The organism is Pseudoduganella sp. R-32, assembly GCF_049913245.1.
In the GTDB taxonomy this organism is placed as follows: Bacteria; Pseudomonadota; Gammaproteobacteria; order Burkholderiales; family Burkholderiaceae_D; genus Rugamonas.
On record NZ_CP183987.1, the window covers coordinates 6,196,764 to 6,220,767 of the forward strand.

Below are 24,004 nucleotides of genomic sequence, written 5' to 3' on the forward strand. Positions count from 1 at the left end.
GCCCCCTATTGCTGCGGCGAGCCGGGAATCGGCGTCTTCAGGTAGGGGAAGCCAGCGCTGAAGAAGCTGTCGTCCAGGAAAGCGCCATCGGTGAAGCGAATAGCCCCCGCCGGCGCGTCGCCGGGCGCGCAGCCGATGTTCAGCGTGCACAGCTTGCCCATGACGACACGCAAGGCGATATCGACCACGTCGTCGCCCGGCCGGCGTCCGTTGGGGAAGCCGGCGTTATCGCCATCGATCACGCCCAGCCGTTTCTGCGCGCCCTTTTCAACCGGGGCGATCGAAGTATTCAGGCGCAGCATCTCCGATGCCTTCACGCGCGCAGGCTGGTTAAGCCCGGGCACGCCGGTAAGGAACACCGTTACCAGGTCATTGCGCGGGAAATTGACAGGCGCCTTGGCGCCCGCGCTGCCGAACAGCACTTCAACCAGTGCCGGCAGGGTTGGATTGGTGACGTAGTCCGCAAACTGCCCATCCTGCACTGGCTTGCTGTGGTTGAAGCGGTCCTTGTCCTTCAAGCCGATCACCACCTCATTCACCAGCGGCATGCCGAGCCGCGACACCTGCGTCCATGCCCCGCCCTCCTTCGAGCCGCCGTTCGGATTGATCAAACGTCCCTGGCGCAGGCTGGCCGTGGTCCAGCCGCCAATCACCGCCTCCGTGCCGGAAGTCAGGCAACGGGCCGCCACTTCCATCTCGATGGATGTCACGTTCTTGTCGTCCAGGTCGTCGCGCGCATTCTTCTCCGCATTGGCCAGGAATTCCACCGCAGGCGCCTTGATGTTGATCAGGTCAAAGGTTTCGCCCAGGTTGACCACGAACGAATCCTTGCGCTGCCCGACAAACAAGCGCGCCGGCACCTCGCAGCCGGGAATACTCACGGTGTAGACATGCTTGCCCGCATACCCCGCATAATCGGGAATCGACTTGTTGCCGATATTATCGATTGGCTTGTCGAACACCGTGGCGCCGTTGCCCGCCATGCGCACCGCCTGGCGCACGCCGCGCCGGTCGCCGCGCACCACGCCCACCGTATAGGTCTCGCGCACGTTCAGCCCGGCCGCATTCACCTCGTTAATCGGCCCGCCATTGATCACCAGCGGAATCGGCACTTTCTTGCCGCCCACCGTGAACGCCGCATTCTTGAAAGTATTGGTGAAGCGGAACTGGAAAGTCAGGTCTTCCCGCGCATCGCCATTGTTATCGATGTGGATCTCGTACAGCGCATCCGGATCCATGGTGAAGAAATTCGGTCCGCCATACGCATCCTGCAAGGGCACGTAATTGGCGATCAGGGTCACGAACTGCTCGCGCCCCGGCTCGTAGCTGCGGAACATGTAGAAGTCTGTTCCGTCGACCTTGGGTTCGCGCGTAATGAATGGCGCTTCGCGGTGGCTCGATGCCTGCGCCGCCGGCGCCAGGGCCGACAGCAGGGCTAACTGAACAGCAGCTTGCTTGATGGGTGCCATGGTTTCCTCCTCTGTGGTTGGTTGCCATGGCATATACGCGGCTGCGCCGCCGCCGGATTCAGGAAATCGTCATTTATATTTGTATAGCGGCCGCGTGATTTCGATAGGCCGGATATCGAGGCGGATATTCAGCACCGAATACGCCTCAGCCACGCTGGAGACATAGCCCACCGTCTCTGGCGTCTTGGTGAAACGGAACTCGAAGCCGACCTCGGTCCCGCTGGCACGCGGGTTACCGCTGGCAATGCCGATCGCCTCTTCCTGGTTGCTGTCGATCAGCCGTTCCATCAGGTCGATCACGGCGCTATTGCCCAGCACGTCATTGCTGAACACGGCCCCGCGGCCCAGGGTGCGCGTCGGGTCGATGCGGCCGCCTGCCTTGTCGTTGGACGGCAAAAACATATGGGTGCCGATATTGAATTTGTCGCCCCGGTCGAGATAGCTGATCACGGCGTTGCGCACGCCGAAGTGCGGCGCTTCCTTGTCCCACTCGGCGCGCGACAGGTCGATCAGCAGCGCCCCCTTGTAGCCGATGATTTCCACCTCGCGCTGGGCATTCACCACCATCGCGCTGTCCTCATCGATGCCAAGGCCGATCTGGTACCCCTTGGCCAGCATGGCCGGGATCATGCGCGCAAAGCGGCCGCGCACCAGCAAGTGCTGGTCCACGAACACGTCGTCGCCGATGAAGCCAAGGCCCGGTCCCAGCTCGCGCCCATCGGCAATGCCGGTCTGCAGCATCGACAGGACGGCTTTCGGATTGGCGAACATGGTGCTGCTCATGATGGCCGCACCGGCCGAGGAACCGGCAATCACGCCGCCGCGGCGGTACACGTCCCACACCGCCTCCAGCACCGCGGTCTGGGTGCCGTCCTCCCGCAACAGCGCCTTGGTAATGCGCCCCTGGTCGCCGCCGGCAAAATATACGCCGTCCGATTCGCGGATCCTCTTCGCCAATGCTGCGTCGTCGGCGTTCTTCCGGTAATCGCTGCCAGCCAGGCGCACCGCAACCGGCACCAGGAAGGCATCCGCCCCCCACTTGCGCAGGTAGCCGATGATGGTCTGGGCCGAACGTTCCGGATTGCCCGCGGCAGAAGGGAAGACGGCGATGCGCGAGCCCTTGCCGCCCGCCAGTTTCACCACGCGCTGCCACACGTCGGCATTGTCGCCGCGCAGGCCGCCGCCGATGATGACCAGCGAGCCCTGGTGCGCCGCCACGGGAGAAGGTGCGATGGCAGCCGATCCGCCGCTGACGGTAGCGCTGGCGCCCGCCACGATGCGCACTGGGGCGACCGTATCGGGCAATGGGGCGGGAGTCGAAGGCGGCGCCGCCGGAGGCCTGGACGGCGCGTCGGGCGGCGGCGTGGTGCTGGTGCGCCCGGTCGTTGCCGGCACGGGATTCTTGGGCGGCGCTTCGCGGGCGTGGATAGGAAGGCCGCAGGCGGCTAGCAAGGCCAGGCCCAATCGGGCCAGGCCGGCGGGGGAGTACAGCTTCACGATGGCCTCCTGTTCTGCTTGCTCACTGGCATCGCTGCTAGACATCTGGGTAATACCTTTCCGACAGTGTAGCCGGACGCAACGGTGGAGTAAAACCTTATCGCGCGCCGGCGCACACTTTGTTTATTGCGGCTTCAGGTAGCGCTCCGGCAGCGGGGTCTTTTCGCCCTCCGGCTGCCACAGGAGTTGCGAAATCCACCAACGCTTGCCGTCATTGACGAGCTGGATCGAATTGATGCCGCGCACAAAAGGCTTGTCCGCCGGCGCGTGGCGCGCCTCATAGGTACTGAAGACCTGGGCAATCTGTCCATATTCCTCGCCCTTGCGCGCGAGTTCGGATTCGTAGAAGCCTTCCTTCGCAAACACCGGCGTGACGCGGGTAATGTAGTCTTCCAGCGACAGTACGCGGGTATTCAGCGCCCCATCCTTGCCGGTGCTGTGCACCACCATGCGGCCATCGTTGCGGAACAGGGAACGCAGGCGGTCCCAGTCGCGCGCCTTGCCGGCGGGGCCGGAAATGGTGTCGTACAGGGCGGCCACGATGCCGTCCACGGATGCCACGTCGGACGGACGCGCACCCTGCGCGAAGGCGCTACCGCTGGCCAGCACCAACAGTAGCAAACTTGCTAACTTCTTCATTGACTCTCCTACTAATTTATAATCGTTTGAATTTCTCGTGCAAATCTCACCGCAAAGCCACTATGACAGATCAATTCTCCAAGAAGGCGGAAGCCTGGTCCGCTCGCTTCTCCGAACCTGTTTCCGACCTCGTGAAACGTTACACCGCCTCGGTGTTTTTTGACAAGCGCATGGCCAAGGCCGACATCCAGGGTTCCCTGGCGCACGCCGACATGCTGGCTGCCCAAGGCATCATCCCGGCCGCCGACCTGGCTGCGATCCAGAAAGGCCTGGCCCAGGTCAGCGCCGAGATCGACGGCGGCCAGTTCGAATGGCAGCTCGACCTGGAAGACGTGCACCTGAATATCGAAAAACGCCTGACCGAGCTGGTTGGCGACGCTGGCAAGCGCCTGCACACCGGCCGCTCCCGCAACGACCAGGTGGCCACCGACATCCGCCTGTACGTGCGCTCTGCGATCGACGACATCACCGGCCTGCTGCAGCAGTTGCGCGGCGCCCTGGTCGACCTGGCCGAGAAGAATGCGGACGTGATTCTGCCCGGCTTCACCCATATGCAGGTGGCGCAGCCGATCACCTTCGGCCACCACATGCTGGCCTACGTTGAAATGTTCGGCCGCGACGTCGAGCGCATGCAGGATTGCCGCAAGCGCGTGAACCGCCTGCCGCTGGGCGCCGCCGCACTGGCCGGCACCACCTTCCCGATCGACCGCCTGCGCGTGGCCAGGACCCTTGGCTTCGACGATGTGTGCCACAACTCGCTGGATGCCGTGTCGGACCGCGACTTCGCGATCGAGTTCACCGCCGCCGCCTCGCTGCTCATGATGCACGTGTCGCGCATGTCGGAAGAACTGATTATCTGGATGAGCCCGCGCGTCGGCTTTATCGACATCGCCGACCGCTTCTGCACCGGCTCCTCGATCATGCCGCAGAAGAAAAACCCGGACGTGCCGGAACTGGCGCGCGGCAAGACCGGCCGCGTGTACGGCCACCTGATGGGCCTCCTGACCCTGATGAAAGGCCAGCCGCTGGCTTACAACAAGGACAACCAGGAAGACAAGGAGCCGCTGTTCGACACCGTCGACACCGTGGTCGACACCCTGCGCATCTTCGCCGACATGGCGGGCGGCATCTCCGTCAAGCCGGAGGCGATGCGTTCGGCCGCGCTGCAGGGCTACGCCACTGCGACCGACCTGGCCGACTACCTGGTGAAGAAGGGCTTGCCGTTCCGCGATGCGCACGAAGCAGTGGCGCATGCGGTGCGCGCCTGCGACGACCTGAAGATCGACCTGGCACAGATGTCGCTGGAGCAGCTGCGTGCCTTCTCGCCGCTGGTGGGCGAGGATGTATTTGCGGTGCTGACGCTGGAAGGCTCGGTGGCGGCGCGCGACCACGTTGGCGGCACGGCGCCGAACCAGGTGCGCGCGGCGATTTCCCGCGTGCGTCAGCAGTTGGCAGGTTGAGCCTTGCGGGCGTGGCGGATGCTGTCCGCCATGTCCCGCATGACGAAGCGGTGCATGGAGCGGATCACGAGGTCCACGAGCAGGCGCCGCAAAGCGCTTTCCGATCCTTTGGGCTCGTAGCTGGTGGCCATGCTCACCAGCGTCTGGCTGCCGGACAGGCGGGTCAAATGGATGCTGCCGCCCTTCAGCGCGAGATGGCGCTGGAACTGTTCGCTGGCTTCGGTCACGCTGAATTCAAGCGCAGCGTTATGCGTCGACTTCGTGATGCGCTTCATGATGTACTGCCCGTCCCCATACTCGCACCGGCACAGGGTGCCTACCGTTTTGTGGTCGCCGACTGTCCTCACGGGCAGGGGCAAGGTCCAGCGCAGGAACCAGTTCGGCCTGGCTTTCACTTCCTCGTAAAAGCAGACTTTATCCCATACTTCCGCGATGTCGGCGTCGATGATGCGTTCCGTTTGAGCGATGTTCATCTTGTAGCATCCTTATGGTTTTTGGCAGTGAAGAAAGCGTTACATCCAACCAGCCAGACTTCGACCTGGCTGAATCGTTGCGATAATTCGGCGTGCAGGGCGTCCAGCGAGTCGTCCCGGTTGTCCACCACTTTCAGCCAGTTCATGAAGCCCATCAGGGCCCTGGCGTACCAGGACATCGGCGCATCCTTGCCCAGCAGCGTGTAGCCGAACAGCGTCGTCCCGGGTGCGCACAGCGGCGCAATGGCGTCGAAAATGCGGCCCTTGTCCCGCATCGTCCCCGGCGCGCAGTGAATCAGGCCGCCGATACAGATTGAATCGACCGTGCCGCCGATGGCAATGGGTTCGAACGCGTTGCGCACATGACAATCGGGGACGTAGCGCTGCAGGCGCTGTGCCGTGTGGCGCAGGCAGTTCGGATTCAGGTCGATCAGGGCAATCTGCTGCCTTCCCTCGTCAAGCCCGGCATGGTCCAGGAAGTATCCGGTGCCCACGCCGATGTCGGCATGGCGGCGCCCGGCATGCCGGCGGTAGATGTCGATATAACGCTGCCCCTCGCACTTCCAGAAATACCTGGTAAAGATACCGATCACCAGCAGGTCGTAGCAGTGAAGGAAGAAAGGCGTGTAGGCCTTGACTCCGTTGCGGTATGCCCCAACGTCCATGCGTTGCCCCTTTAAGTCAAAAAAAGCGTGCAAGAAACCCTGGCCCATGAAAGGCCATCATTGCGGTCTGCGTGTACTGGCGATTTACGCTTCGCCGGCCTTTTTCCTGGCCTTGCTTTCGCGCTTGATTGGCCCGGCGACCGGGCACAGCGCAAAGGCAAACTGCGTCAGCGTATTGACGAGGTTGTCGGACATCAGTTTGTAATACACATACTGGCCGCGACGCTCGCTGCTGACCAAGCCTGCACCTTCGAGGACGGACAAATGACGGGAAACCGCAGGCGCACTCATTTCAAAGCGGGCAGCCACCTCCCCGGCCGTCATCTCCTGCTCAGAGAGATAGGCGAGGATCAGTCGACGTGGCGTCGATGCCAATGCTTCAAATACTTTGTCCGACATGCTGGTTTTCTGTTGAGGGGGCACCGCACTGCGCGGCGAGGCCTCTAGTCTATACCCGACGGGCGCTCCAGCCAATGCCGGAGTACTACTTTTATTTAATTAAGCATTTAACGAATATCTTAAATGCTTAATTGTCACCTGTCCAGTTTTTTCGTGGCGAAACGTCAACCGTCCCCGGGGAGCGATTCAATTCGGGGTGATTCTCGGCTAATATCCTTGCAATAAATAATCCAATCACCAGGAGACGCAATGCAGGAGTTTCTTCGCCTGTCGCATTGGCTTGACCGCCTTGGCTACCGCTGCGGGCAGCTGGCCAATGTGATGATCCTCGCCTCATGCTTCATCAGCGCCAGCAACGCCATGATCCGTTATGGCTTCGACTGGAGTTCCAACGCCCTGCTCGAAATGCAGTGGTACCTGTTTGGCGCCGCCGTCATGCTTGGCGCCAGCTACACCTTCCAGCGCAATGAGCACGTGCGCGTCGACCTGGTCTACGGCCACGTCTCCGAGCGCAAGCAACTCTGGATCGACGTCTTCGGCATCATCTTCTTCCTGTTCCCGGCCTGCATCCTGTTTGCCTGGCTGTCGTGGGAATCATTGTTCCTGCCTTCCTGGGCCATCATGGAACAATCGAGCAACGCCGGCGGCCTGGCGCGCTGGCCGATCAAATTCGTGGTGCCCGTCGGCTTTGCCCTGCTCACCCTGCAAGGCATTTCTGAACTGATCAAGCGCATCGCCCACCTCGCCGGCCAAGCCAACCTGGACAGCAAATACGAAAGGCCAGTGCAATGATTCCGTTGGAGATGATGCCGCCGCTGATGTTCGGTGGCCTGGTCGTATTCATGCTGGTCGGCTTCCCGGTAGCGTTCTCGCTGCTGGCGGTGGGCCTGTTCTTCGGCTTTATCGCGATTGCGCAGGGTTTCTTCGGCGTGCCCTTCCTGCAGGCAGTGCCGCAAAGGATTTTCGGCAGCGTGCTGGCCAACGACCTGCTGCTGGCGATCCCCTTCTTTACCTTCATGGGCGCGGTGCTGGAAAAGTGCCGCCTGGCGGAGGACATGCTCGACTCCATGGGCCGCCTGTTTGGCGGCGTGCGCGGAGGCCTGGGCTACTCGGTGATCATCGTCGGCTTCATCCTTGGCGCGATCACCGGCACCGTGGCGGCGCAGGTGATCGCCATGGCCATGATCTCGCTGCCGGTGATGATGCGCTACGGTTACCACATGCGCTACGCCACCGGCGTGCTGGCCGCTTCCGGCACCATTACCCAGCTGGTGCCGCCGTCGCTGGTGCTGGTGGTGCTGGCCGACCAGCTCAAGACCCCGACCGCTGCCGCCGACGTCGGCAGCATGTACCTTGGCGCCTGGGGCCCTTCGCTGGTGCAGATCGGCCTGTTCGCGCTGTACACCTTCATCCTGTCGCGCGTGAAGCCGCAATGGCTGCCGCCGGCGCCGCAGAACGAATTGGGCCCGCGCGGCTGGGCGCTGTGGAAGCAATGCCTGCAAGGCATCGTGCCGGCCGCTGTGCTGATCTTCATGGTGCTGGGCACTATGATGCTGGGCGTTGCGACGCCGACCGAATCGGGCGCCATGGGTGCGCTGGGCGCGGTGATCCTGGCAGCCCTGCGCCATCCGGAATTCAACGGTCGCGACAAGATCTTCTTCCGCATCGGCATGGCGGCCCTGGCGGCCGCGGCATTGCTGGGCGCCTTTGTGGAAGGCGCCAAGCCTGTCGTGCAGGGCGCGCTGGCCGTGCTGTACGTGTGCGTGGCCTGGATCGTGATCCGCGCCAGCCAGATCAAGTCCTTGCGCGACCTGATCGTCCTGAGCTACCAGTCCACCATGCGCCTGACGGCAATGGTGGTGTTCATCCTGATCGGCTCCACCTGCTTCTCCGTGGTGTTCCAGGGCGTGGACGGCGGGCTGTGGGTGGAGCACCTGTTCAACGGCATCCCGGGCGGCTGGATCGGCTTCCTGCTGGTGGTGAACCTGTTCGTGTTCTTCCTCGCCTTCTTCCTCGACTTCTTCGAGATCGCCTTCATCGTGGTGCCGATGCTGGCGCCGGTGGCGCAGAAGGTGCTGGCGCCGCAACTGGAGCCGCTGATGGGCAGTCCGGAGGCGGCGGCATCGGCGGCGCTGGTATGGTTCGGCGTGATGCTGTGCGTGAACATGCAAACCTCCTTCATGCACCCGCCTTTCGGCTTCGCGCTGTTCTACCTGCGCGGCGTGGCGCCGAAAGAAGTGAAGTCTTCGGATATCTACTGGGGCGCCCTGCCATGGGTCGGCCTGCAAATGCTGATGGTGCTGCTGGTGGCTGCGCTGCCGCAAACCGTCACCGCCTTCCTCGACCGGGGCACGGGCGGCAAGGTGGAGTCGGGCGACCTGCATATCGAGCAGCCGGCGGCTCCGGAATCGCTACCTGCGCAAAAGCAGGACGACGAGCAGCAGCCGGAGCTGAACTTCTCGCAGCCTGAGGAAGAAAAGAAAAAGTAATCTGGGCAAACCTGATTATTTTATTGCAAGATTGCCATGAAGTAATTATCCTGTGGTGACCGGTCCGTTTCCGGGGTCAATACCACAGGATAATCATGTACAAGAAACTGCTATTCCCATTGGCCGCCAGCGCAATGCTCGGCGGCTGCGCCAACAACGCCCCGCTGATCGCACCGGACCAGCTGGCAACGCCGGCCAACATCACCTGCATCCAGCTGCCCGAGGCCATGACCGCCGTCGATGAAGCCGGCATCCTCAAGCTGGTGACCGAAACCCGCCTTGAGCGCGGCCCCTACGTTTCGGAAAAAGAGGATGCGGAAGGCACCTATTACCGCGCTCCGCAAGGCGGCATTTCCATATTCCAGCCCGGGAATCCCGGCGCCAAGCGCGGCTACAACGATGGCGGCTTCTACATCCCCAACGATCCGCAGAAGATGCCTTACATTTACATGTACACCTCAATGGACGGCGTGCCGCACGAAGCGCCAGCCGCAGGCGTCGGCTGCGCCGATGTCGGCTATGCCAAGGACCCGGTCACGAAAAAAATCAGCGTCGGCCTGATGGCAGCCGTTGGCGGCGCAGGTGGGGTGGCTGGCCGTGCCGCCGTCAAACATAGCAGCCTCAGCTACGGACAAGCGGCCGCCGGCGGCGCGATCGCTGGGGCACTGGTCGCTTACCTGGTCAATCAGGACATGGGCAAGATCAGCCCTGTCACGCTGGTCAAGGACAAGGCCGTGCTGGGCAAGCTGCGTGAAATGTCGCTGCAGGCCGTTCCGGTCGCGCCGCAGCAGGGAGCCGCTACGTCCCCTGCCGCCGCCGCACCGCAATAAGACAGCGCGGCGCAGCGGCCCCTCAGTCGAGCGGGCCGCAGGAGGCCTTGGTGTATTGGGCCTCCAGCTTGTCGATGTCGTCCTGGGTCTTGGCCATGGCATCGAGCTGGGAATTGCGGCGGTTCTCATTGCGCCGGCCGTACAATTCTTCGCGGCGGGAACGCAGCGAATCGCAGCTGCTCTTTGCCACTGGCGCACTGGCGGCGGCCTCCTTCGACGCTTCCTCTTCCTCCTTGGCCTGTCTGGCACGCGCTTCGCGGTTGCGCACGACAAGTTCGTCCACACGCTCGCGGTCTTCCTGCGCGCGCGCCTGGGCCGCCTTTACCTGGGCGGCCGTCGGCGGCGGCGGGTAATCGAGCGGGGCGCCGCCCTTGGCGCATGGCATGGACTGGTAGGTCACCTTGCCGTCTACCGTACACTTGAACAGCCCTTGCGCGCCGGCCTGCGACGCGGCGGCCATGCCAAGTACTGCGAACAACAGCGCTTTCTTCATTGCGCTTACTCCCAATGGGTCTGGGTCAAAAATTTGAGCCGGTTGTTATCTGGATCGAGAACGGACATCACGCGCAGGTCCGCTCCCAGGTCATTGTTCGGCGCTTGCTCGACGTTCACGCCGTACTCCAGGAAGTCGTCGTACAAGGCGTCGACGTCCGGAACATAAAAGTGTACCAGCCCGCCCGGTTGGCAGTCGCCCGAATGTTCTGATAGGAAAATTTCCATGCCATCGAGCATCATCGAGGCAAAGGTCGGCATGCCGGGCTCGAAGTGGTGGGTCCACTCCTCGCGAAAGCCAAGCGACTCATAGAAAGGCTTGCTGGCGGCGTAGCTCGCCACCCGCAATGCCGGCACTACCCGCTGCGTGTCTTTCAAGCCCATGCGAACTCCCTGTAAGTTCTCCTTACAGGGAAGTGTACATCAGTGCTTGTGCGCGATCATGTTGGAGAGGACGCTGAAGGCGGCGCCCGTGTGTTCCTTCTCCAGCAGCAGGGTGAGCTCGGTGTGGGTCGAGATCAGGTTGATCAGGTTGACCTTGTCCCACGCCAGCTTCTTCAGGATGGCGTGATAGATGCCCGGCGTGCGCCAGGAATCGGCGGTCAGCTGCAGCGTGACGGCGTTCAGGTTCTCCAGCCGCGCCAGCAGGCGCTCGCCGGCGAAGATCTGTTCGACCAGGCCGATGAACGGGCGGCTGCAGATCACCACCACTTCCTCGCTGCCGCGGGTGACGGTCAGGTACAGGCCGTGGCCCGTGCCCGAACGCTCCAGCAGCTGGCGGTGGCATTCATCGATGCGGTCCGAGCGGCGGAAAGTGAATTCGACGAGGTCGGTGCGTGCGGTCAGCTGGCCGGACTGCTGGGCCAGCACCAGTTCCTGTGCATCCTTGTCCGGCAGGCGCCCGGCCACGCGGCGCAAGGCCATGACCACGGCCGCCTGGCCGACGGGCTTCCACAGGTCGTTCTGGAGCTGCGGCTGCAGCTGGCGCGCCAGTTCCGACAGGTTGATCAGGCCACGGCGCAGACCTTCGCTCAGGAAGGGCGACTCCGTGACGATCCTTTCGACTTTGGTAGATATAGACAACATGAGTGATGCGCCCTCACTAAGTGGTACGTCAAACAAATGACGGGCTAGTGTAAAACGCAAAATTCAACTAGTGCAACATGAGTGTGACAATTTGATACATATTTGTGTTGCGTCCAACACGAAACTAGAAAAACACCTCTATTTCGTTGTAACTTCCCTACAAATCGCGCCAATCGTGCGCCATTTCGTCGCGAGGCAAGCTAGTTCAACAACCACGCAAATGTAATCAAATGTCTAAAACTGAACAAAAAGTGTAGAAACGACTTATTTCGCAACTTTTTTGACTTGCATAAAGAACAGGCATAACTTCCCGCTCTCCCTAAACCCCAACGCTCACAAGGAGAGCTGATGAAACTTCGCAAAAGCCTGCTGGCTGCAGCTGTAGCCGCCTCTTTCGCCCCCGCATTTGCAGGCGTCCTGCCAGAAACCATGATGGCCGCGCCGGCCCAGCCGATGAGCCTTGCAGCCAAGGCCAACCTGGCTGCACGCCTGGACGAGCGCCGTTCCGCCGCAGGCCTGGACAGCGAGCATGGCTACAAGATGCGTGAACAGCACCCAGGCGCCAACGGCCAGCGCATCCTGCGCGCCGACCACACCTTCCAGGGGCTGCGCGTGTTCGGTTCCGAGTCCGTTGTCGTCACCGACGAAAACGGCGACATCGTCAGCGAGTCCGCATCCGACCGCCGCAACGGCCTGGACGCGCATCGCTCCGCGCGCGCCACCGGCAAGGGCGCTCCTGACACCACGCCAGCCTTCAGCGCCGACGAAGCGATCCGCGTCGCCGTTTCGCGCACCGCAGGCAAAACGCACCGCGTCAAGCCGGAAGCCGAACTGCTGATCTGGCCCGTGGTCAAGACCCAGCGCACCGCCGCCGCCGCCAACAAGGCCGAAAGCGCGCTGAACGCGATGGACGTGGAAGACGTGGTCGACCATTACGAGCTGGCCTACCTGGTCAAGACCCGCATGAACAAGGACGGCCGTCCTGTGTTCCGCGATACCGTGATCAACGCCGCCACCGGTGCCGTGATCAAGCAGTGGGATGCGCTGCAGACCGTGGTCGGCGTCGGCCATAGCCAGTACAACGGCGACGTGCCGATCAACACGACCCTGTCCGGGTCCACCTACAAGATGCTGGACTCCACCCGCGGCGTAGGCGGCACCTTCGGCGGCATGGCCATCACCAACGCCAACCACTCGCCAGAATCCAACCCGCAGGCCGGCTCGATCTACACCAACAGCACCAACACCTGGGGCGACGGCCAGCAGTACATCAGCGGCGGCAGCACCACCAACGCCAACGGCCAGACCGCCGCAGTGAATGCGCTGTGGGGCCTGATGAACACCTACGACACGCTGAAGAACGTGGTGGGCTGGTCCTCGCTGGACGGCAACAACACCGCGACCTACATCGCCGTCCACGTCGACAACAACTACGACAACGCCTTCTTCGATCCGAACTGCAAGTGCATGTACATCGGCGACGGCTCCAGCTTCTACAGCCTCGGTTCGATCGACGTGATCGGCCACGAAATGGGCCACGGCGTGACCGACGCCACCTCCAACCTGACCTACTCCGGCGAATCCGGCGGCCTGAACGAGTCCAACTCCGACATCACCGGCGAAATGGTGGAAGCGTATGCCCGCAACGGCGGCACCGGCAGCACCATCCCGTCCGGCAACGACTGGATGATGGGCAAGGAAATCGCCAGGAACGGCCAGCCGCTGCGCTGGATGTGGAAGCCTTCCAAGGATGGCTCGTCGAAGGATGCCTGGAGCAGCACCCTGGGCAACCTGAACGTGCACTACTCCTCGGGTCCGAACAACCGCATGTTCTACTTCCTGTCGCAAGGCTCGAACTCCTCGTCCTCGAGCGAGATGTACAGCCCGTACCTGACCAAGCAGCCGCTGGCCATGACCGGTATCGGAAACGACAAGGCGTTCCGCATCTGGTTCAAGGCCAACACCACCAAGTTCACCGCGTCGACCAATTATGCCGACGCGCGCAACAAGGTGATCCAGGCTGCGGAAGAACTGTACGGCGTAGGCAGCAAGGAATCGATCGCTGTCAAGCGCGCATACGCTGCGATCAACGTCGGCACCGACGTCGACGAAGCAGGCGGCACCGGCGTGTCAATCTCCACCCAGCCGAACAACATCACCGTGGCTGCAGGCGGCACCGCCAGCTTCACCGTAGGCGCAACTGGCGGCACTTCGCCTTACGGCTACAAGTGGTACCGCAACGGCACCCAGATCTCGGGCGCCACTTCGGCTACCTACTCGTTCACCGCGCAGGCGGCCGACAACGGCGCCGTGTTCAATGCCGTGGTCACCGACTCGTCGTCGCCGGTGAAGACCGCGACCTCGAACAACGCGACCCTGACCGTGGGCACCACCCAGCAATCCGAGCTGGTCGTGAACGGGGGTTTCGAGTCCGGTACTACGCCGTGGGCCGGCAGCACCGGCGTGATCGGCAACTACAGCGGCCAGTCGGCGTACGAAGGCACCCGCTTCGCATGGCTGGGCGGTAACGGCGCCACCGCGACCGAAACCCTGTACCAGACCGTGTCCATTCCATCGACCGCGACGTCGGCGAACTTCTCGTTCGCGCTGCATATCGACACCGCGGAATCGGGCAGCACCGCGTACGACAAGCTGGTCGTGACCGTGAAGAACTCTTCCGGCACCACCCTGGGCACTCTGGCGACCTACAGCAACGCCAACGCCGCCAGCGGCTACCAGGTCCGCAGCTTCAACCTGCTGCCGTACAAGGGCCAGTCCGTGCGCCTGCACTTCAACATGACCGAAGACTCGTCGCTGCAGACGTCCTTCGTGGTTGACAAGGTCAGCCTGCAAGTCAAGTAACAGGCGGTAACCGGCAGTCAGGCGGGGGCGGCTCACCAGGCCGCCCCCGTTTCTTTTGGTGACTATAAAACCGTAATCTATTGTCTAAAAATATACAAAATAAGTAAAAATGACTCATTTCGCAAGTTTGTTGACTTGCACAAAAAACAGGCATAACGTCATCTCTCCCCACCAACCCAAGTTCCCAAGGAGAGTCGATGAAACTTCGCAAAAGCCTGTTGGCCGCAGCCGTTGCCGCCTCGTTCGCCCCTGCATTCGCAGGCGTCCTGCCAGATACCCTGATGGCCTCTCCTGCTCAACCGCTGAGCGTTGAAGCCAAGGCGAACCTGGTGACGCGCCTGGATTCACTTCGCTCTGCAGCCGGCCTCGATAGCGAGCATGGCTACAAGCTGCGCGAACAGCACCCGGGTGTCAATGGCCAGCGCATCGTGCGCGCCGACCACACCTTCCAGGGCCTGCGCGTGTTCGGTTCCGAGTCCGTCGTTGTCACCGATGAAAACGGCAATATCGTCAGCGAGTCCGCATCCGACCGCCGCAATGGCCTGGACGCTTCGCGCGCCGCCAGGGCCTCTGGCAGGGGCGCGCCGGACACCACTGCTGCCTTTGGCGCCGACGAGGCGATCCGCATCGCCGTATCGCGCACACCGGGCACCCAGCACCGCATCAAGCCGGAAGCAGAATTGCTGATCTGGCCGGTGGTCAAGACCCAGCGCACCGCCGCCGCCGCCAACAAGGCCGAAAGCGCGCTGAACGCGATGGACGTGGAAGAAGTAGTCGACCACTACGAGCTGGCCTACCTGGTCAAGACGCGCATGAACAAGGACAACCGTCCGGTATTCCGCGACACCGTGATCAGCGCCAAGACCGGCGCCGTGATCAAGCAGTGGAACGCGCTGCAGACCGTGGTCGGCGTCGGCCATAGCCAGTACAACGGCGACGTGCCGATCAACACGACCCTGTCCGGGTCCACCTACAAGATGCTGGACTCCTCGCGCGGCACCGGCGGCACCTATGGCGGCATGGCCATCACCAATGCCAACCATTCGTCAGCCAACAACCCAAGCCCAGGCTCCATCTACACCAACAGCACCAACACCTGGGGCGACGGCCAGCAATACAACGGCGGCAGCACCACCAACGCCAACGGCCAGACCGCCGCTGTGAACGCGCTGTGGGGCCTGATGAACACCTACGACACGCTGAAGAACGTGGTCGGCTGGTCTTCACTGGACGGCAACAACACCGCGACCTACATCGCCGTCCACGTCGACAACAACTACGACAACGCCTTCTTCGACCCAAGCTGCAAGTGCATGTACATCGGCGACGGCTCCAGCTTCTACAGCCTCGGTTCAATCGACGTGATCGGCCACGAAATGGGCCACGGCGTGACCGATGCCACTTCCAACCTGAACTACTCAGGCGAGTCCGGCGGCCTGAATGAATCGAACTCCGACATCACCGGCGATATGGTCGAGGCCTATGCCCGCGCTGGCGGCACCGGCAGCACCATCCCGTCCGGCAACGACTGGATGATGGGCAAGGAGATCAGCAAGTCCGGCCAGCCGCTGCGCTGGATGTGGAAGCCTTCCAAAGACGGCGCGTCGCGCGATGCCTGGAGCAGCACCCTGGGCAATATCGACGTGCACTACTCCTCGGGTCCGAACAACCGCATGTTCTATTTCCTGTCCCAGGGCTCGAATTCCTCGTCCTCGAGCGAGATGTATAGCTCCTACCTGAACAAGCAGCCGTTGGCCATGACCGGTATCGGCAACGACAAGGCGTTCCGCATCTGGTTCAAGGCCAACACCACCAAGTTCACCTCGTCGACCAATTATGCCGACGCGCGCAACAAGACGGTGCAGGCCGCGGAAGAACTGTACGGCGTAGGCAGCCCGGAATCGATCGCGGTCAAGCGCGCATACGCTGCAATCAACGTCGGCAGCGACGTGGACGAAGCCAATCCGAATACGGTAACGATCACCACGCAGCCGAACAACGTGACGGTCGCTCCCGGAGGCACCGCAACCTTCACCGTGGGTGCCAGCGGCGGCACAACGCCTTACAGCTACGCCTGGTACCGCAACGGCACGCAGATCTCGGGCGCCACTTCGGCGACCTACTCGTTCACCGCGCAGGCAGCGGACAATGGCGCCGTGTTCAAGGCCATCGTCAGCGACTCCTCGTCGCCAGCAAAAACCGCCACCTCGAACAACGCCACCCTGACCGTGGGCACCACGCCGCCGCAGAGCGAACTGATTGTCAACGGCGGCTTCGAGTCCGGCACTTCGCCATGGGCTGGCAGCACCGGCGTGATCGGCAACTACAGCGGCCAGACGGCCTACGAAGGCAGCCGCTTCGCATGGCTGGGCGGTAACGGCACGACCGCTACCGAAACCCTGTACCAGACCGTGACCATCCCGGCCACCGCAACGTCGGCCACCCTGTCGTTCGCGCTGCATATCGACACCAACGAGTCGGGCAGCACCGTGTACGACAAGATGGTCGTGTCCGTGAAGAACAGCTCCGGCACCACCCTGGGCACCCTGGCAACCTACAACAACACCATGCCGGCCAGCGGTTACCAGATCCGCACTTTCAACCTGCTGCCGTACAAGGGCCAGACCGTGCGTATCCACTTCAACATGACGGAAGACTACTCGCTGCAGACTTCCTTCGTTGTTGACAAGGTAAGCGTGCAAGTCCAGTAAGACTCGTCATCCCGGCCGGTATGCGGCTATCGTCATCCCCCGATACGATAGCTGCATAGCCGGCTTTTTTCCGTCCTTGCGGTGCTATGATGTTTCCCTTGTTTTTAAGGAGGCAGCATGGGCATTGGTATCGGCGGCAAGACTATCGAAGAGGCATTGGCATCCCTGTCGGACATGACGGCGGGCGCCACGCCGATCGGCAAGGATGAACACCTGGCACGCATCGACAAGGCGCAAGCCTACATGCGCCAGCAAGGCATTGCCGCCATCTATATCAATGCAGGCTCCAACCTGCTCTACTTCACCGGCACCAAGTGGTACCCGAGCGAACGCATGGTCGGCGCCATCCTGCCAGCCAGCGGCGCCGTCGAATACATCGCCCCCGCCTTCGAAGAAGATACGCTGAACGACTTCATGCTGGTGGAAGGCGCCGTCAACTGCTGGCATGAGCATGAAAGCCCATATGCGCTGTTCATCGCGGTCCTGAAGAAAATGGGCATTGTGCCGAATGCCGCACAGCCGCCGCGCGTCGGCATCGACGAAAGCGCCGCCTTCTTCATCTTCGACGGCATCCGCCCCCTGGCCGAAGGCTATGCGCTGGAAAACGCGCGCCCCGTCACTGCCCATTGCCGCACCCGCAAGTCGAAGGCGGAAATCGCCCTGATGCAGCGCGCCAAGGACATGACCCTGGCCGTGCATATCGCCGCCGCCAGCATCCTGCGCGAAGGCATCACCACCACCGAGGTGGCGGAATTCATCGACAAGGCGCACCGCAAGGTGGGCGCGCCGGCCGGATCCTACTTCGTGATCGTGCTGTTCGGCGTGGCCAGCTCCTTCCCGCACGGCGTCTCTTACGTGCAGACGCTGAAGCAGGGCGACACGGTGCTGATCGACACCGGCTGCAAGCTGCACAACTACATTTCCGACATCACCCGCACCTATGTGTACGGCGAAGCGAGCGAGCGCCAGCGCGCCGTGTGGAATGCGGAGAAAGCGGCGCAACAGGCCGCGTTTGAAGCAGCCCAGCTGGGCGTGCCGTGCGAGGAAGTGGACATGGCCGCGCGCCGTTCACTGCAGGCGGCCGGCTTCGGCCCGGAATACAAGCTGCCAGGCCTGCCGCACCGCACCGGCCACGGCATCGGCCTGGACATCCACGAATGGCCATACCTGGTCGGCGGCGACAAGACGCCGCTGGACGTCGGCATGACCTTCTCGAACGAGCCGATGATCGTGGTGCCAGGCGAATTTGGCGTGCGCCACGAAGACCACTTCTACATGGCGGAGGACGGCCCGCGCTGGTTCACAAAGCCATCTCACTCCATCGACGATCCATTCGGATTGCAGGCTTGATCAGTTGGACTTTGGCGCGCCGGTGAAGTTCAGGGACGGCAGTTCCCTGCGGGCTTCTTCGGCGCTGACCAGTTCCGGCACCACGCGGCCGACCTTCTCCTCAAACTGCGCCTTGGTGCGCACATACCTGGTCTCCCCAGGTTCAAGAACGAAACTCAGCTTCCTGGTAACCCTGGTAGCGGCGGATACTTCGTGCATGCCCGGTGCTGCATCGACATAGAAGTAGCCGCCTGGAAGAGAGTCGCCTACCACGATCCCATCCAGCTTGACCGGGGCCGTCATCCCGCCGCCTGTGAGCGCGTCAACGCGATAGAAGTACACGCGGCCCTGGCCGGGCGACAGCTTGGGCATGCCAGCCTCCTGCTGCGCAAACCTGGTTCCGGATACCGAAGTGCAGCCCGTCAGCAGGGCCATGGCGGCAATTGCCGCCAGCGATATGAATTTCATGCTTACCTTAAGAAGTTAAGAGCGGCGCAGCCCGCAGTGTAGCGAATCCATGTCCGCTTGTGGCATTTCATAATCGCTTCATTCTGAGCGCATACAGGCCATCTAAAGTACCGCTCATGAACATCTCTACTTCGATGCAGCGCGTCATGTACGCCCACCTCCTTGCGGTTAGCTGCGCCGCGCTCACCTTCGTCTTCGGCAACGAGCTGTGGGACTTCGTCGTGAACGGCGATAAAACCTTCCGCTTTCCCCTCGCTACACTGGTACTGGCATGGATCATGGCTTTCGCCGCCTCGGTCCTGCCTTTTGCAGGTGCGATGACGCTGGCCGTGCGCCGCGGCATCCGCAGCCCATGCTTCTTCATCGGCGGTGCAGTCCTCACCGCCATGGCATTCCTGCCGCTGCTGGCATGCGCCTATTCCGCGCGTCATCTGGTGCGGCTGGCCCCGATGCTTTTCCTCGCCGGACTTGCAGCGGGCAGCGCTTGCTGGCTTATGCTAAAGTCGGCGCACAATGAAGATATTGTTCCTGCTATTTAGTGCGCTGCTGGTGGCGGCGCTAGTGACCGACCGGCTGCGGCAATGGCGCGGCGGAAGGCGTAATGAGCGCGGTACCTGCGCGCTCTGCGCTGCTGAAATCAACTGGAATACCTATGAAGAGCTCCCGCTGGCAAGCGGTGGCGGTGCGAAAATGCGGGTTTGCCAGCGCTGCCATGCACGTCATTACAAGTTGAAGTGGTCGGCCGTGGCGCTGATCATTCTGGCGTTTGCAGGCGTGATCTACATAATGACGATGTAGCTGCGTTTCACAGCAGGTTCATACTGGCCGCACATTCGCCCGCTACAGTGCGGGACATGAAAAACACAATCACCTTTCGCCACGCAAATGTGGCATACCTCGCCGCTGTCACTGCTGCAGCAGCATGCGGCACCTTTACCTTCACCATGCAGGTCGGCGTCCAGATCGTGGGTGCCGTCATGCTTTTCGGGACCTCCTGGCTTTGCGCCTTTGTCAGCGCCCTGTTTCCGTACGTACTGACCATCCAGGTGGCCAACCGGCTGGGAACACGCCGCTGGAGCTATTTCGCCTCAGCGGGTGTCGTGACGGCCCTTGCTGTCTTCGGCACCGTGCTGGGGGTCGACGCTTATGCATGCGACGACGGCCCTGTGATGCAGGCCTGGAACTACGCCCTGCACATGGTGGCAAGCGGCGCCGCCGGCGGCACCGCTTGCTGGCATATGCTGGAACGTCAGGCGCGCTTGGATACGAGAGTCAGGATGTCGTAGCTGGCAACCAGTTCGTCGTTCTGGTTGGTCACCTGCACGTCCCACGCCACCACGCCCTGGCCACGGCCTTTGTCGTCGGTGCGGTTGCGGTCGACCTTGCGCTTGCAGGTCAGGCGGGCGCGGATGGTGTCGCCGATCGCTACCGGAGTGATGAAGCGCAGGTTGTCAAGGCCATAATTGGCCAGCACCGGGCCTGGCGCAGGGGACACGAACAGGCCCGCCGCCGCCGACAGAACGAAGTAGCCGTGGGCGATGCGCTTGCCGAACTGGGTGTCCTTGGCGGCGATCTCGTCGAAGTGCATGTAGAAGTAGTCGCCCGAAATGCCGCCGAAGTTGACGATGTCGGCTTCGCTCACGGTGCGGCGATGGGTTAGCAGCGAATCGCCGATTGCCAGGTCTTCGAAGGTCTTGCGGAACGGATGGATGTCACCTTCCTTGACCGCGCCACCGCGCACGTACTCGCCGGTGATGGCAGTCAGCATCGTCGGCGAGCCTTGCACCGCGGCGCGCTGCAGGAAATGACGCACCGCGCGGATCCCGCCCAGTTCCTCTCCTCCGCCCGCGCGGCCAGGACCGCCGTGCTTCAGTTGCGGCAGCGGCGAGCCGTGACCGGTGGAATCCACCGAAGCTTCCCGATCCAGCACGTGCACGCGGCCATGCGAGGCAGCCGCGATCGGCACGGCGTAGGCAGCGGTTGCCGGGTCCTTGGTCACCAGGGTCGACACCAGCGAACCCTTGCCGCGCGCAGCCAGCTCCAGCGCCTCGTCGATGGAGTCGTAGGTCATCATGGTGCTGACCGGGCCGAAGGCTTCCACGTCGTGCACGGCATCGTTGGTCAGGGCGTTACGGCACAGCAGCAGGGTCGGCGAGAAGAAGGCGCCGTTCTCGACGCCTTCGCCCACCAGCTTCAGCGATCCGGCGCCACCGAACAGGATTTCATTGCCTTGCGCCAGCTGGGCTACTCGCTCGACCACGTCGCGCTGCTGGTCTTTCGAGGCCAGTGCGCCCATGCGAACGCCTTCCACCGAAGGATCGCCCACCACGACTTTGCCCAGGCGTTCGCGCAGTTTTTCCGCCACCGCGTCCGCATGCAGGCGCGGGACGATGATGCGGCGCACGGCGGTACATTTCTGCCCCGCCTTGGTGGTCATCTCACGCTGAACTTCTTTCACGAACAGGTCGAACTCGGGATCGTCAGGTGTGACGTCGGGCGCCAGGATGGCGCAGTTCAGCGAATCCGCTTCGGCCGTGAACGGGACTGAGTTGGCGATCAGGTTGCGGTTGGAGCGCAGCTTGGCCGCGGTGTCGGCGGAACCGGTGAAGGTCACCACGTCTGCACCGCCCAGGCGGTCCAGCAGGTCGCCGGTGCTGCCGATCACCAGCTGCAGCGAGCCTTCCGGCAGCAGGCCGGAATCGTTGATCATGCGGATCAGGGCTTCCGTCAGGTAGGACGTCGCGCTGGCAGGCTTGCCGATGCACGGCATGGCGGCAAGGAAGGAAGGCGCGAACTTTTCCAGCAAGCCCCAGATCGGGAAGTTGAAGGCGTTGATGTGCACCGCGATGCCGCCGCGCGGCACCAGGATGTGAGTACCGGAGAAGCCGCCGCGCTTGCCCAGCGCCATGGCCGGGCCTTCATGCAGCACGTTGGATGAAGGCAGCTCGCGGCTGCCCATGCTGGCGTAGGCGAACAGGGTGCCGATGCCGCCTTCCACGTCGACCCAGCTATCCGGGCGGGTGGCGCCGGTCAGGTGCGAGATCGCATACAGTTCTTCCTTGCGCTCCATCAGGTACATCGCCAGGGCTTTCAGGCGCTGGGCGCGGGTCTGGAAGTCCAGCTTCATCAGGGCCGGGATGCCGGTCTTGCGGCCGTAGTGCACGGCTTCGGCGAAGTCCAGTTTCTCGGCGTGGGTGTGGTAGATGACGCGGTTGTCCAGGGCGCTGTGCAGTGCGGTCGCGGCTTCCTTGCCTTGCCAGCGGCCGCCGATGAAGCTTTGCAGGGTGTGTACCATTTGTAGTCTCCGATTACTGTTTATTGTCGAATGCCTGCTTGTGCAGGTGCATAGGCAGCGAAGTGTCCCATTGCATGCGCTGGCGGCCCGGCGCTGCCTCGGTGTCGGGCTGGCACTCCACCATCGTCTGCATCGAGCGCACGGCCAGCTCATGATATTGGCCGGTGCCCAGCGTCTTCCAGGCGATCTCGCTGTCGCTGACCTGGCGCAGGATCTTGGCCGGCGCGCCGACCACCATGCTGCGCGGCGGGATTTCCATGCCGGCTTTGACGAAGGCTGCTGCACCGACGATGCTCTCTGCGCCCACCACCGCGTTATCCATCACCACCGCGTTCATGCCCACCAAGGCATTGCGGCCGATGCGGCAGCCGTGCAGCACTGCACCGTGGCCGATGTGGCCATCCTGCTCGACCACCGTGTCGCCGCCGGGGAAGCCGTGCATCACGCAGGTGTCCTGCACGTTGGCGCCCTCTTCCAGGATCAGGCGCCCGAAATCGCCGCGCAGCGATGCCAGCGGCGCCACGTAGCAGCGCGGGCCGACAATCACGTCGCCGATCAGCACCGCGGTCGGGTGCACATAGGCCGTAGGATGGACCACAGGCCGCACGCCATTGATCTCGTAGCAAGGCATGGTCAGACTCGCTCGATCACCAGCGCGATGCCCTGGCCTACGCCGATGCACATGGTGCACAGCGCGTAGCGGCCGCCGGTGCGTTCGAGCTGGTTCAGCGCGGTGGTCACCAGGCGCGCACCCGAGGCGCCCAGCGGGTGGCCGATAGCAATCGCACCGCCGTTCGGGTTGACGCGGGCGTCGTCGTCCTTCAGTCCCAGGTCGCGGGTCACTGCCAGGCCCTGCGCGGCAAAGGCTTCGTTCAATTCGATCACGTCCATCTGTTTGATGGTCATGCCCAGTTGCGCCAGCAGCTTCTTGCTGGCCGGCGATGGACCGAAGCCCATGATGCGCGGCGCCAGGCCGGCGGTCGCCATGCCCAGCACCTTGGCGCGCGGCTTCAGACCGAATTTGTCGACTGCAGCGGCGGATGCCAGCAGCAATGCGCAGGCGCCGTCGTTCACGCCGGAGGCATTGCCGGCGGTGACCGTACCATCGGGCTTGACCACGCCTTTCAGCTTGGCCAGCGCTTCAATCGTGGTGTCCGGACGCGGGTGTTCGTCGGTGTCCACTACCTTCGGTTCGCCTTTCTTCTGCGGGATGGTGACCGGCACGATCTCGCCCTTGAAGAAGCCGGCCGCATGGGCGGCTGCCCAGCGCTGCTGGCTGCGGATGGCAAAGGCGTCCTGGTCGGCGCGAGCCACGGCCCATTGCTCGGCCACGTTTTCCGCGGTCTCCGGCATCGAGTCAATGCCGTACTGCGCCTTCATCAGCGGGTTCACGAAGCGCCAGCCGATGGTGGTGTCTTCGATCTTCGCGCTGCGGGAGAACGCGCTGTCGGCCTTGCCCATGACGAAAGGCGCGCGGGTCATGCTTTCCACGCCGCCCGCAATCACCAGTTGCGCCTCGCCCGACTTGATGGCGCGGGCCGCGATGCCGACTGCGTCCAGCGAAGAACCGCACAGGCGGTTGATGGTGTTGCCCGGCACCTCCACCGGCAGGCCGGCCAGCAAGCCGGCCATGCGGCCCACGTTGCGGTTGTCTTCGCCGGCGCCGTTGGCGCAGCCGTAATAGACATCGTCCACCTGTTTCCAGTCGACGGAAGGATTGCGCGCCATCAGCGCTGCGATCGGGATGGCAGCCAGGTCGTCGGCGCGCACGCCTGCCAGTGCGCCGCCGTAGCGGCCGAACGGTGTGCGAACGGCGTCGCAGATGAATGCTTCGGTCATT

Annotated in this window: 23 protein-coding genes; 10 read left to right on the forward strand and 13 right to left on the reverse strand. The window is 62.9% G+C overall.

All coding sequences use genetic code 11. The annotated features are described in order from the left end of the window. Window positions 1-5: 5 nt before the first annotated feature. The 3 genes from ACN9MU_RS28350 to ACN9MU_RS28360 form a co-directional block, all read right to left on the reverse strand. On the reverse strand, window positions 6-1,469 hold the full coding sequence (locus ACN9MU_RS28350; RefSeq protein WP_426319303.1) for a DUF4331 domain-containing protein: 1,464 nt from the start codon (window positions 1,467-1,469) through the stop codon (window positions 6-8). 69 nt (window positions 1,470-1,538) lie between these two features. Continuing rightward, window positions 1,539-2,966, reverse strand: coding sequence for a cyanophycinase (locus ACN9MU_RS28355; protein ID WP_426336436.1), 1,428 nt, complete (start codon window positions 2,964-2,966; stop codon window positions 1,539-1,541). A 123-nt stretch (window positions 2,967-3,089) separates the two neighbouring features. Further along, window positions 3,090-3,605, reverse strand: coding sequence for a hypothetical protein (locus ACN9MU_RS28360; RefSeq protein ID WP_426336437.1), 516 nt, complete (start codon window positions 3,603-3,605; stop codon window positions 3,090-3,092). A 62-nt stretch (window positions 3,606-3,667) separates the two neighbouring features. Between ACN9MU_RS28360 and argH the strand changes: the two genes are divergently transcribed. After that, on the forward strand, window positions 3,668-5,065 hold the full coding sequence (gene argH / locus ACN9MU_RS28365; protein WP_426165008.1) for an argininosuccinate lyase: 1,398 nt from the start codon (window positions 3,668-3,670) through the stop codon (window positions 5,063-5,065). Here argH and ACN9MU_RS28370 read toward each other — a convergent pair. The 3 genes from ACN9MU_RS28370 to ACN9MU_RS28380 form a co-directional block, all read right to left on the reverse strand. Next, on the reverse strand, window positions 5,047-5,538 hold the full coding sequence (locus tag ACN9MU_RS28370) for a hypothetical protein (protein ID WP_426165009.1): 492 nt from the start codon (window positions 5,536-5,538) through the stop codon (window positions 5,047-5,049). The two genes, argH and ACN9MU_RS28370, sit on opposite strands and share 19 nt — an antisense overlap. Further along, window positions 5,535-6,203 carry a class I SAM-dependent methyltransferase gene (locus ACN9MU_RS28375; RefSeq protein ID WP_426319307.1) on the reverse strand — a complete coding sequence of 223 codons (669 nt, stop codon included), beginning with the start codon at window positions 6,201-6,203 and terminating at the stop codon, window positions 5,535-5,537. Before ACN9MU_RS28375 ends, ACN9MU_RS28370 begins: the two co-directional genes overlap by 4 nt. Before the next feature lie 84 nt (window positions 6,204-6,287). Continuing rightward, window positions 6,288-6,602 carry a metalloregulator ArsR/SmtB family transcription factor gene (locus tag ACN9MU_RS28380; RefSeq protein ID WP_426319308.1) on the reverse strand — a complete coding sequence of 105 codons (315 nt, stop codon included), beginning with the start codon at window positions 6,600-6,602 and terminating at the stop codon, window positions 6,288-6,290. A 249-nt stretch (window positions 6,603-6,851) separates the two neighbouring features. On the opposite strand from ACN9MU_RS28380, the gene ACN9MU_RS28385 reads away from it, so the two are divergent. The 3 genes from ACN9MU_RS28385 (at window position 6,852) to ACN9MU_RS28395 (ending at window position 9,921) form a co-directional block, all read left to right on the forward strand. Beyond that, window positions 6,852-7,394, forward strand: a complete 543-nt coding sequence (locus tag ACN9MU_RS28385; protein ID WP_426319309.1) for a TRAP transporter small permease subunit — start codon at window positions 6,852-6,854, stop codon at window positions 7,392-7,394. Continuing rightward, window positions 7,391-9,091: a TRAP transporter large permease gene (locus ACN9MU_RS28390; protein WP_426319310.1), complete on the forward strand. Its 1,701-nt coding sequence runs from the start codon at window positions 7,391-7,393 to the stop codon at window positions 9,089-9,091. Before ACN9MU_RS28385 ends, ACN9MU_RS28390 begins: the two co-directional genes overlap by 4 nt. A 95-nt stretch (window positions 9,092-9,186) precedes the next feature. Further along, window positions 9,187-9,921, forward strand: a complete 735-nt coding sequence (locus tag ACN9MU_RS28395; RefSeq protein WP_426343789.1) for a hypothetical protein — start codon at window positions 9,187-9,189, stop codon at window positions 9,919-9,921. Between the two features lie 22 nt (window positions 9,922-9,943). On the opposite strand, the gene ACN9MU_RS28400 is transcribed toward ACN9MU_RS28395, so the two are convergent. From ACN9MU_RS28400 to ACN9MU_RS28410, 3 genes are read right to left on the reverse strand one after another with little or no spacing between them, the layout of a single operon-like run. Further along, window positions 9,944-10,414, reverse strand: coding sequence for a hypothetical protein (locus ACN9MU_RS28400; RefSeq protein WP_426336440.1), 471 nt, complete (start codon window positions 10,412-10,414; stop codon window positions 9,944-9,946). Between the two features lie 5 nt (window positions 10,415-10,419). Next, entirely contained in the window at window positions 10,420-10,797 is a 378-nt protein-coding gene (locus tag ACN9MU_RS28405; protein ID WP_426165023.1) for a glyoxalase superfamily protein, read from the reverse strand. 39 nt (window positions 10,798-10,836) lie between these two features. After that, entirely contained in the window at window positions 10,837-11,499 is a 663-nt protein-coding gene (locus ACN9MU_RS28410) for a hypothetical protein (RefSeq protein ID WP_057260906.1), read from the reverse strand. Between the two features lie 348 nt (window positions 11,500-11,847). Here ACN9MU_RS28410 and ACN9MU_RS28415 point away from each other — a divergent pair, with 348 nt between their 5' ends. The 3 genes from ACN9MU_RS28415 to ACN9MU_RS28425 all read left to right on the forward strand — a co-directional run bounded on the left by ACN9MU_RS28415 (window position 11,848) and on the right by ACN9MU_RS28425 (window position 18,422). Then, a complete protein-coding gene (locus ACN9MU_RS28415; protein WP_426343790.1) occupies window positions 11,848-14,361 on the forward strand; it encodes a M4 family metallopeptidase in 2,514 nt (837 codons plus the stop codon). A gap of 197 nt (window positions 14,362-14,558) precedes the next feature. Next, window positions 14,559-17,072: a M4 family metallopeptidase gene (locus ACN9MU_RS28420; protein ID WP_426343791.1), complete on the forward strand. Its 2,514-nt coding sequence runs from the start codon at window positions 14,559-14,561 to the stop codon at window positions 17,070-17,072. A gap of 117 nt (window positions 17,073-17,189) precedes the next feature. Then, window positions 17,190-18,422 (forward strand): M24 family metallopeptidase, encoded by a 1,233-nt coding sequence (locus ACN9MU_RS28425; RefSeq protein ID WP_426336442.1) that lies wholly within the window; start codon window positions 17,190-17,192, stop codon window positions 18,420-18,422. Here the strand turns inward: ACN9MU_RS28425 and ACN9MU_RS28430 are convergent, their stop codons facing one another. Beyond that, a complete protein-coding gene (locus tag ACN9MU_RS28430; RefSeq protein WP_426343792.1) occupies window positions 18,423-18,869 on the reverse strand; it encodes a DUF2846 domain-containing protein in 447 nt (148 codons plus the stop codon). Between the two features lie 116 nt (window positions 18,870-18,985). On the opposite strand from ACN9MU_RS28430, the gene ACN9MU_RS28435 reads away from it, so the two are divergent. Genes ACN9MU_RS28435 through ACN9MU_RS28445 form a run of 3 tightly spaced genes read left to right on the forward strand, consistent with a single transcriptional unit; the run spans window position 18,986 to window position 20,155 of the window. Continuing rightward, window positions 18,986-19,408, forward strand: a complete 423-nt coding sequence (locus ACN9MU_RS28435) for a hypothetical protein (protein ID WP_426336444.1) — start codon at window positions 18,986-18,988, stop codon at window positions 19,406-19,408. Next, on the forward strand, window positions 19,383-19,667 hold the full coding sequence (locus ACN9MU_RS28440) for a hypothetical protein (RefSeq protein WP_426319314.1): 285 nt from the start codon (window positions 19,383-19,385) through the stop codon (window positions 19,665-19,667). The genes ACN9MU_RS28435 and ACN9MU_RS28440 overlap by 26 nt, the downstream gene beginning before the upstream one ends. A 56-nt stretch (window positions 19,668-19,723) precedes the next feature. After that, window positions 19,724-20,155 (forward strand): hypothetical protein, encoded by a 432-nt coding sequence (locus tag ACN9MU_RS28445; RefSeq protein WP_426319315.1) that lies wholly within the window; start codon window positions 19,724-19,726, stop codon window positions 20,153-20,155. Here the strand turns inward: ACN9MU_RS28445 and paaZ are convergent. The 3 genes from paaZ to pcaF are packed head-to-tail and all read right to left on the reverse strand — an operon-like array spanning window position 20,119 to window position 24,003. After that, window positions 20,119-22,164 (reverse strand): phenylacetic acid degradation bifunctional protein PaaZ, encoded by a 2,046-nt coding sequence (paaZ, locus tag ACN9MU_RS28450; RefSeq protein WP_426319316.1) that lies wholly within the window; start codon window positions 22,162-22,164, stop codon window positions 20,119-20,121. The genes ACN9MU_RS28445 and paaZ overlap by 37 nt on opposite strands. Window positions 22,165-22,177: 13 nt before the next feature. Beyond that, the gene (paaY, locus tag ACN9MU_RS28455) at window positions 22,178-22,795 is read right to left on the reverse strand and encodes a phenylacetic acid degradation protein PaaY (protein WP_426165039.1); all 618 of its coding nucleotides are present in this window, start codon (window positions 22,793-22,795) and stop codon (window positions 22,178-22,180) included. 2 nt (window positions 22,796-22,797) lie between these two features. After that, entirely contained in the window at window positions 22,798-24,003 is a 1,206-nt protein-coding gene (gene pcaF, locus ACN9MU_RS28460) for a 3-oxoadipyl-CoA thiolase (RefSeq protein ID WP_426343793.1), read from the reverse strand. Window position 24,004 lies beyond the last annotated feature (1 nt).

Coding starts and splice junctions, on each gene's coding strand:
- ACN9MU_RS28350 (WP_426319303.1), bottom strand. CDS start 1,469: ATGGCACCCATCAAGCAAGCTGCTGTTCAGTTAGCCCTGCTGTCGGCC.
- ACN9MU_RS28360 (WP_426336437.1), bottom strand. CDS start 3,605: ATGAAGAAGTTAGCAAGTTTGCTACTGTTGGTGCTGGCCAGCGGTAGC.
- argH (WP_426165008.1), top strand. CDS start 3,668: ATGACAGATCAATTCTCCAAGAAGGCGGAAGCCTGGTCCGCTCGCTTC.
- ACN9MU_RS28370 (WP_426165009.1), bottom strand. CDS start 5,538: ATGAACATCGCTCAAACGGAACGCATCATCGACGCCGACATCGCGGAA.
- ACN9MU_RS28375 (WP_426319307.1), bottom strand. CDS start 6,203: ATGGACGTTGGGGCATACCGCAACGGAGTCAAGGCCTACACGCCTTTC.
- ACN9MU_RS28380 (WP_426319308.1), bottom strand. CDS start 6,602: ATGTCGGACAAAGTATTTGAAGCATTGGCATCGACGCCACGTCGACTG.
- ACN9MU_RS28385 (WP_426319309.1), top strand. CDS start 6,852: ATGCAGGAGTTTCTTCGCCTGTCGCATTGGCTTGACCGCCTTGGCTAC.
- ACN9MU_RS28390 (WP_426319310.1), top strand. CDS start 7,391: ATGATTCCGTTGGAGATGATGCCGCCGCTGATGTTCGGTGGCCTGGTC.
- ACN9MU_RS28395 (WP_426343789.1), top strand. CDS start 9,187: ATGTACAAGAAACTGCTATTCCCATTGGCCGCCAGCGCAATGCTCGGC.
- ACN9MU_RS28400 (WP_426336440.1), bottom strand. CDS start 10,414: ATGAAGAAAGCGCTGTTGTTCGCAGTACTTGGCATGGCCGCCGCGTCG.
- ACN9MU_RS28405 (WP_426165023.1), bottom strand. CDS start 10,797: ATGGGCTTGAAAGACACGCAGCGGGTAGTGCCGGCATTGCGGGTGGCG.
- ACN9MU_RS28410 (WP_057260906.1), bottom strand. CDS start 11,499: ATGTTGTCTATATCTACCAAAGTCGAAAGGATCGTCACGGAGTCGCCC.
- ACN9MU_RS28415 (WP_426343790.1), top strand. CDS start 11,848: ATGAAACTTCGCAAAAGCCTGCTGGCTGCAGCTGTAGCCGCCTCTTTC.
- ACN9MU_RS28420 (WP_426343791.1), top strand. CDS start 14,559: ATGAAACTTCGCAAAAGCCTGTTGGCCGCAGCCGTTGCCGCCTCGTTC.
- ACN9MU_RS28425 (WP_426336442.1), top strand. CDS start 17,190: ATGGGCATTGGTATCGGCGGCAAGACTATCGAAGAGGCATTGGCATCC.
- ACN9MU_RS28430 (WP_426343792.1), bottom strand. CDS start 18,869: ATGAAATTCATATCGCTGGCGGCAATTGCCGCCATGGCCCTGCTGACG.
- ACN9MU_RS28435 (WP_426336444.1), top strand. CDS start 18,986: ATGAACATCTCTACTTCGATGCAGCGCGTCATGTACGCCCACCTCCTT.
- ACN9MU_RS28440 (WP_426319314.1), top strand. CDS start 19,383: ATGAAGATATTGTTCCTGCTATTTAGTGCGCTGCTGGTGGCGGCGCTA.
- ACN9MU_RS28445 (WP_426319315.1), top strand. CDS start 19,724: ATGAAAAACACAATCACCTTTCGCCACGCAAATGTGGCATACCTCGCC.
- paaZ (WP_426319316.1), bottom strand. CDS start 22,164: ATGGTACACACCCTGCAAAGCTTCATCGGCGGCCGCTGGCAAGGCAAG.
- paaY (WP_426165039.1), bottom strand. CDS start 22,795: ATGCCTTGCTACGAGATCAATGGCGTGCGGCCTGTGGTCCATCCTACG.
- pcaF (WP_426343793.1), bottom strand. CDS start 24,003: ATGACCGAAGCATTCATCTGCGACGCCGTTCGCACACCGTTCGGCCGC.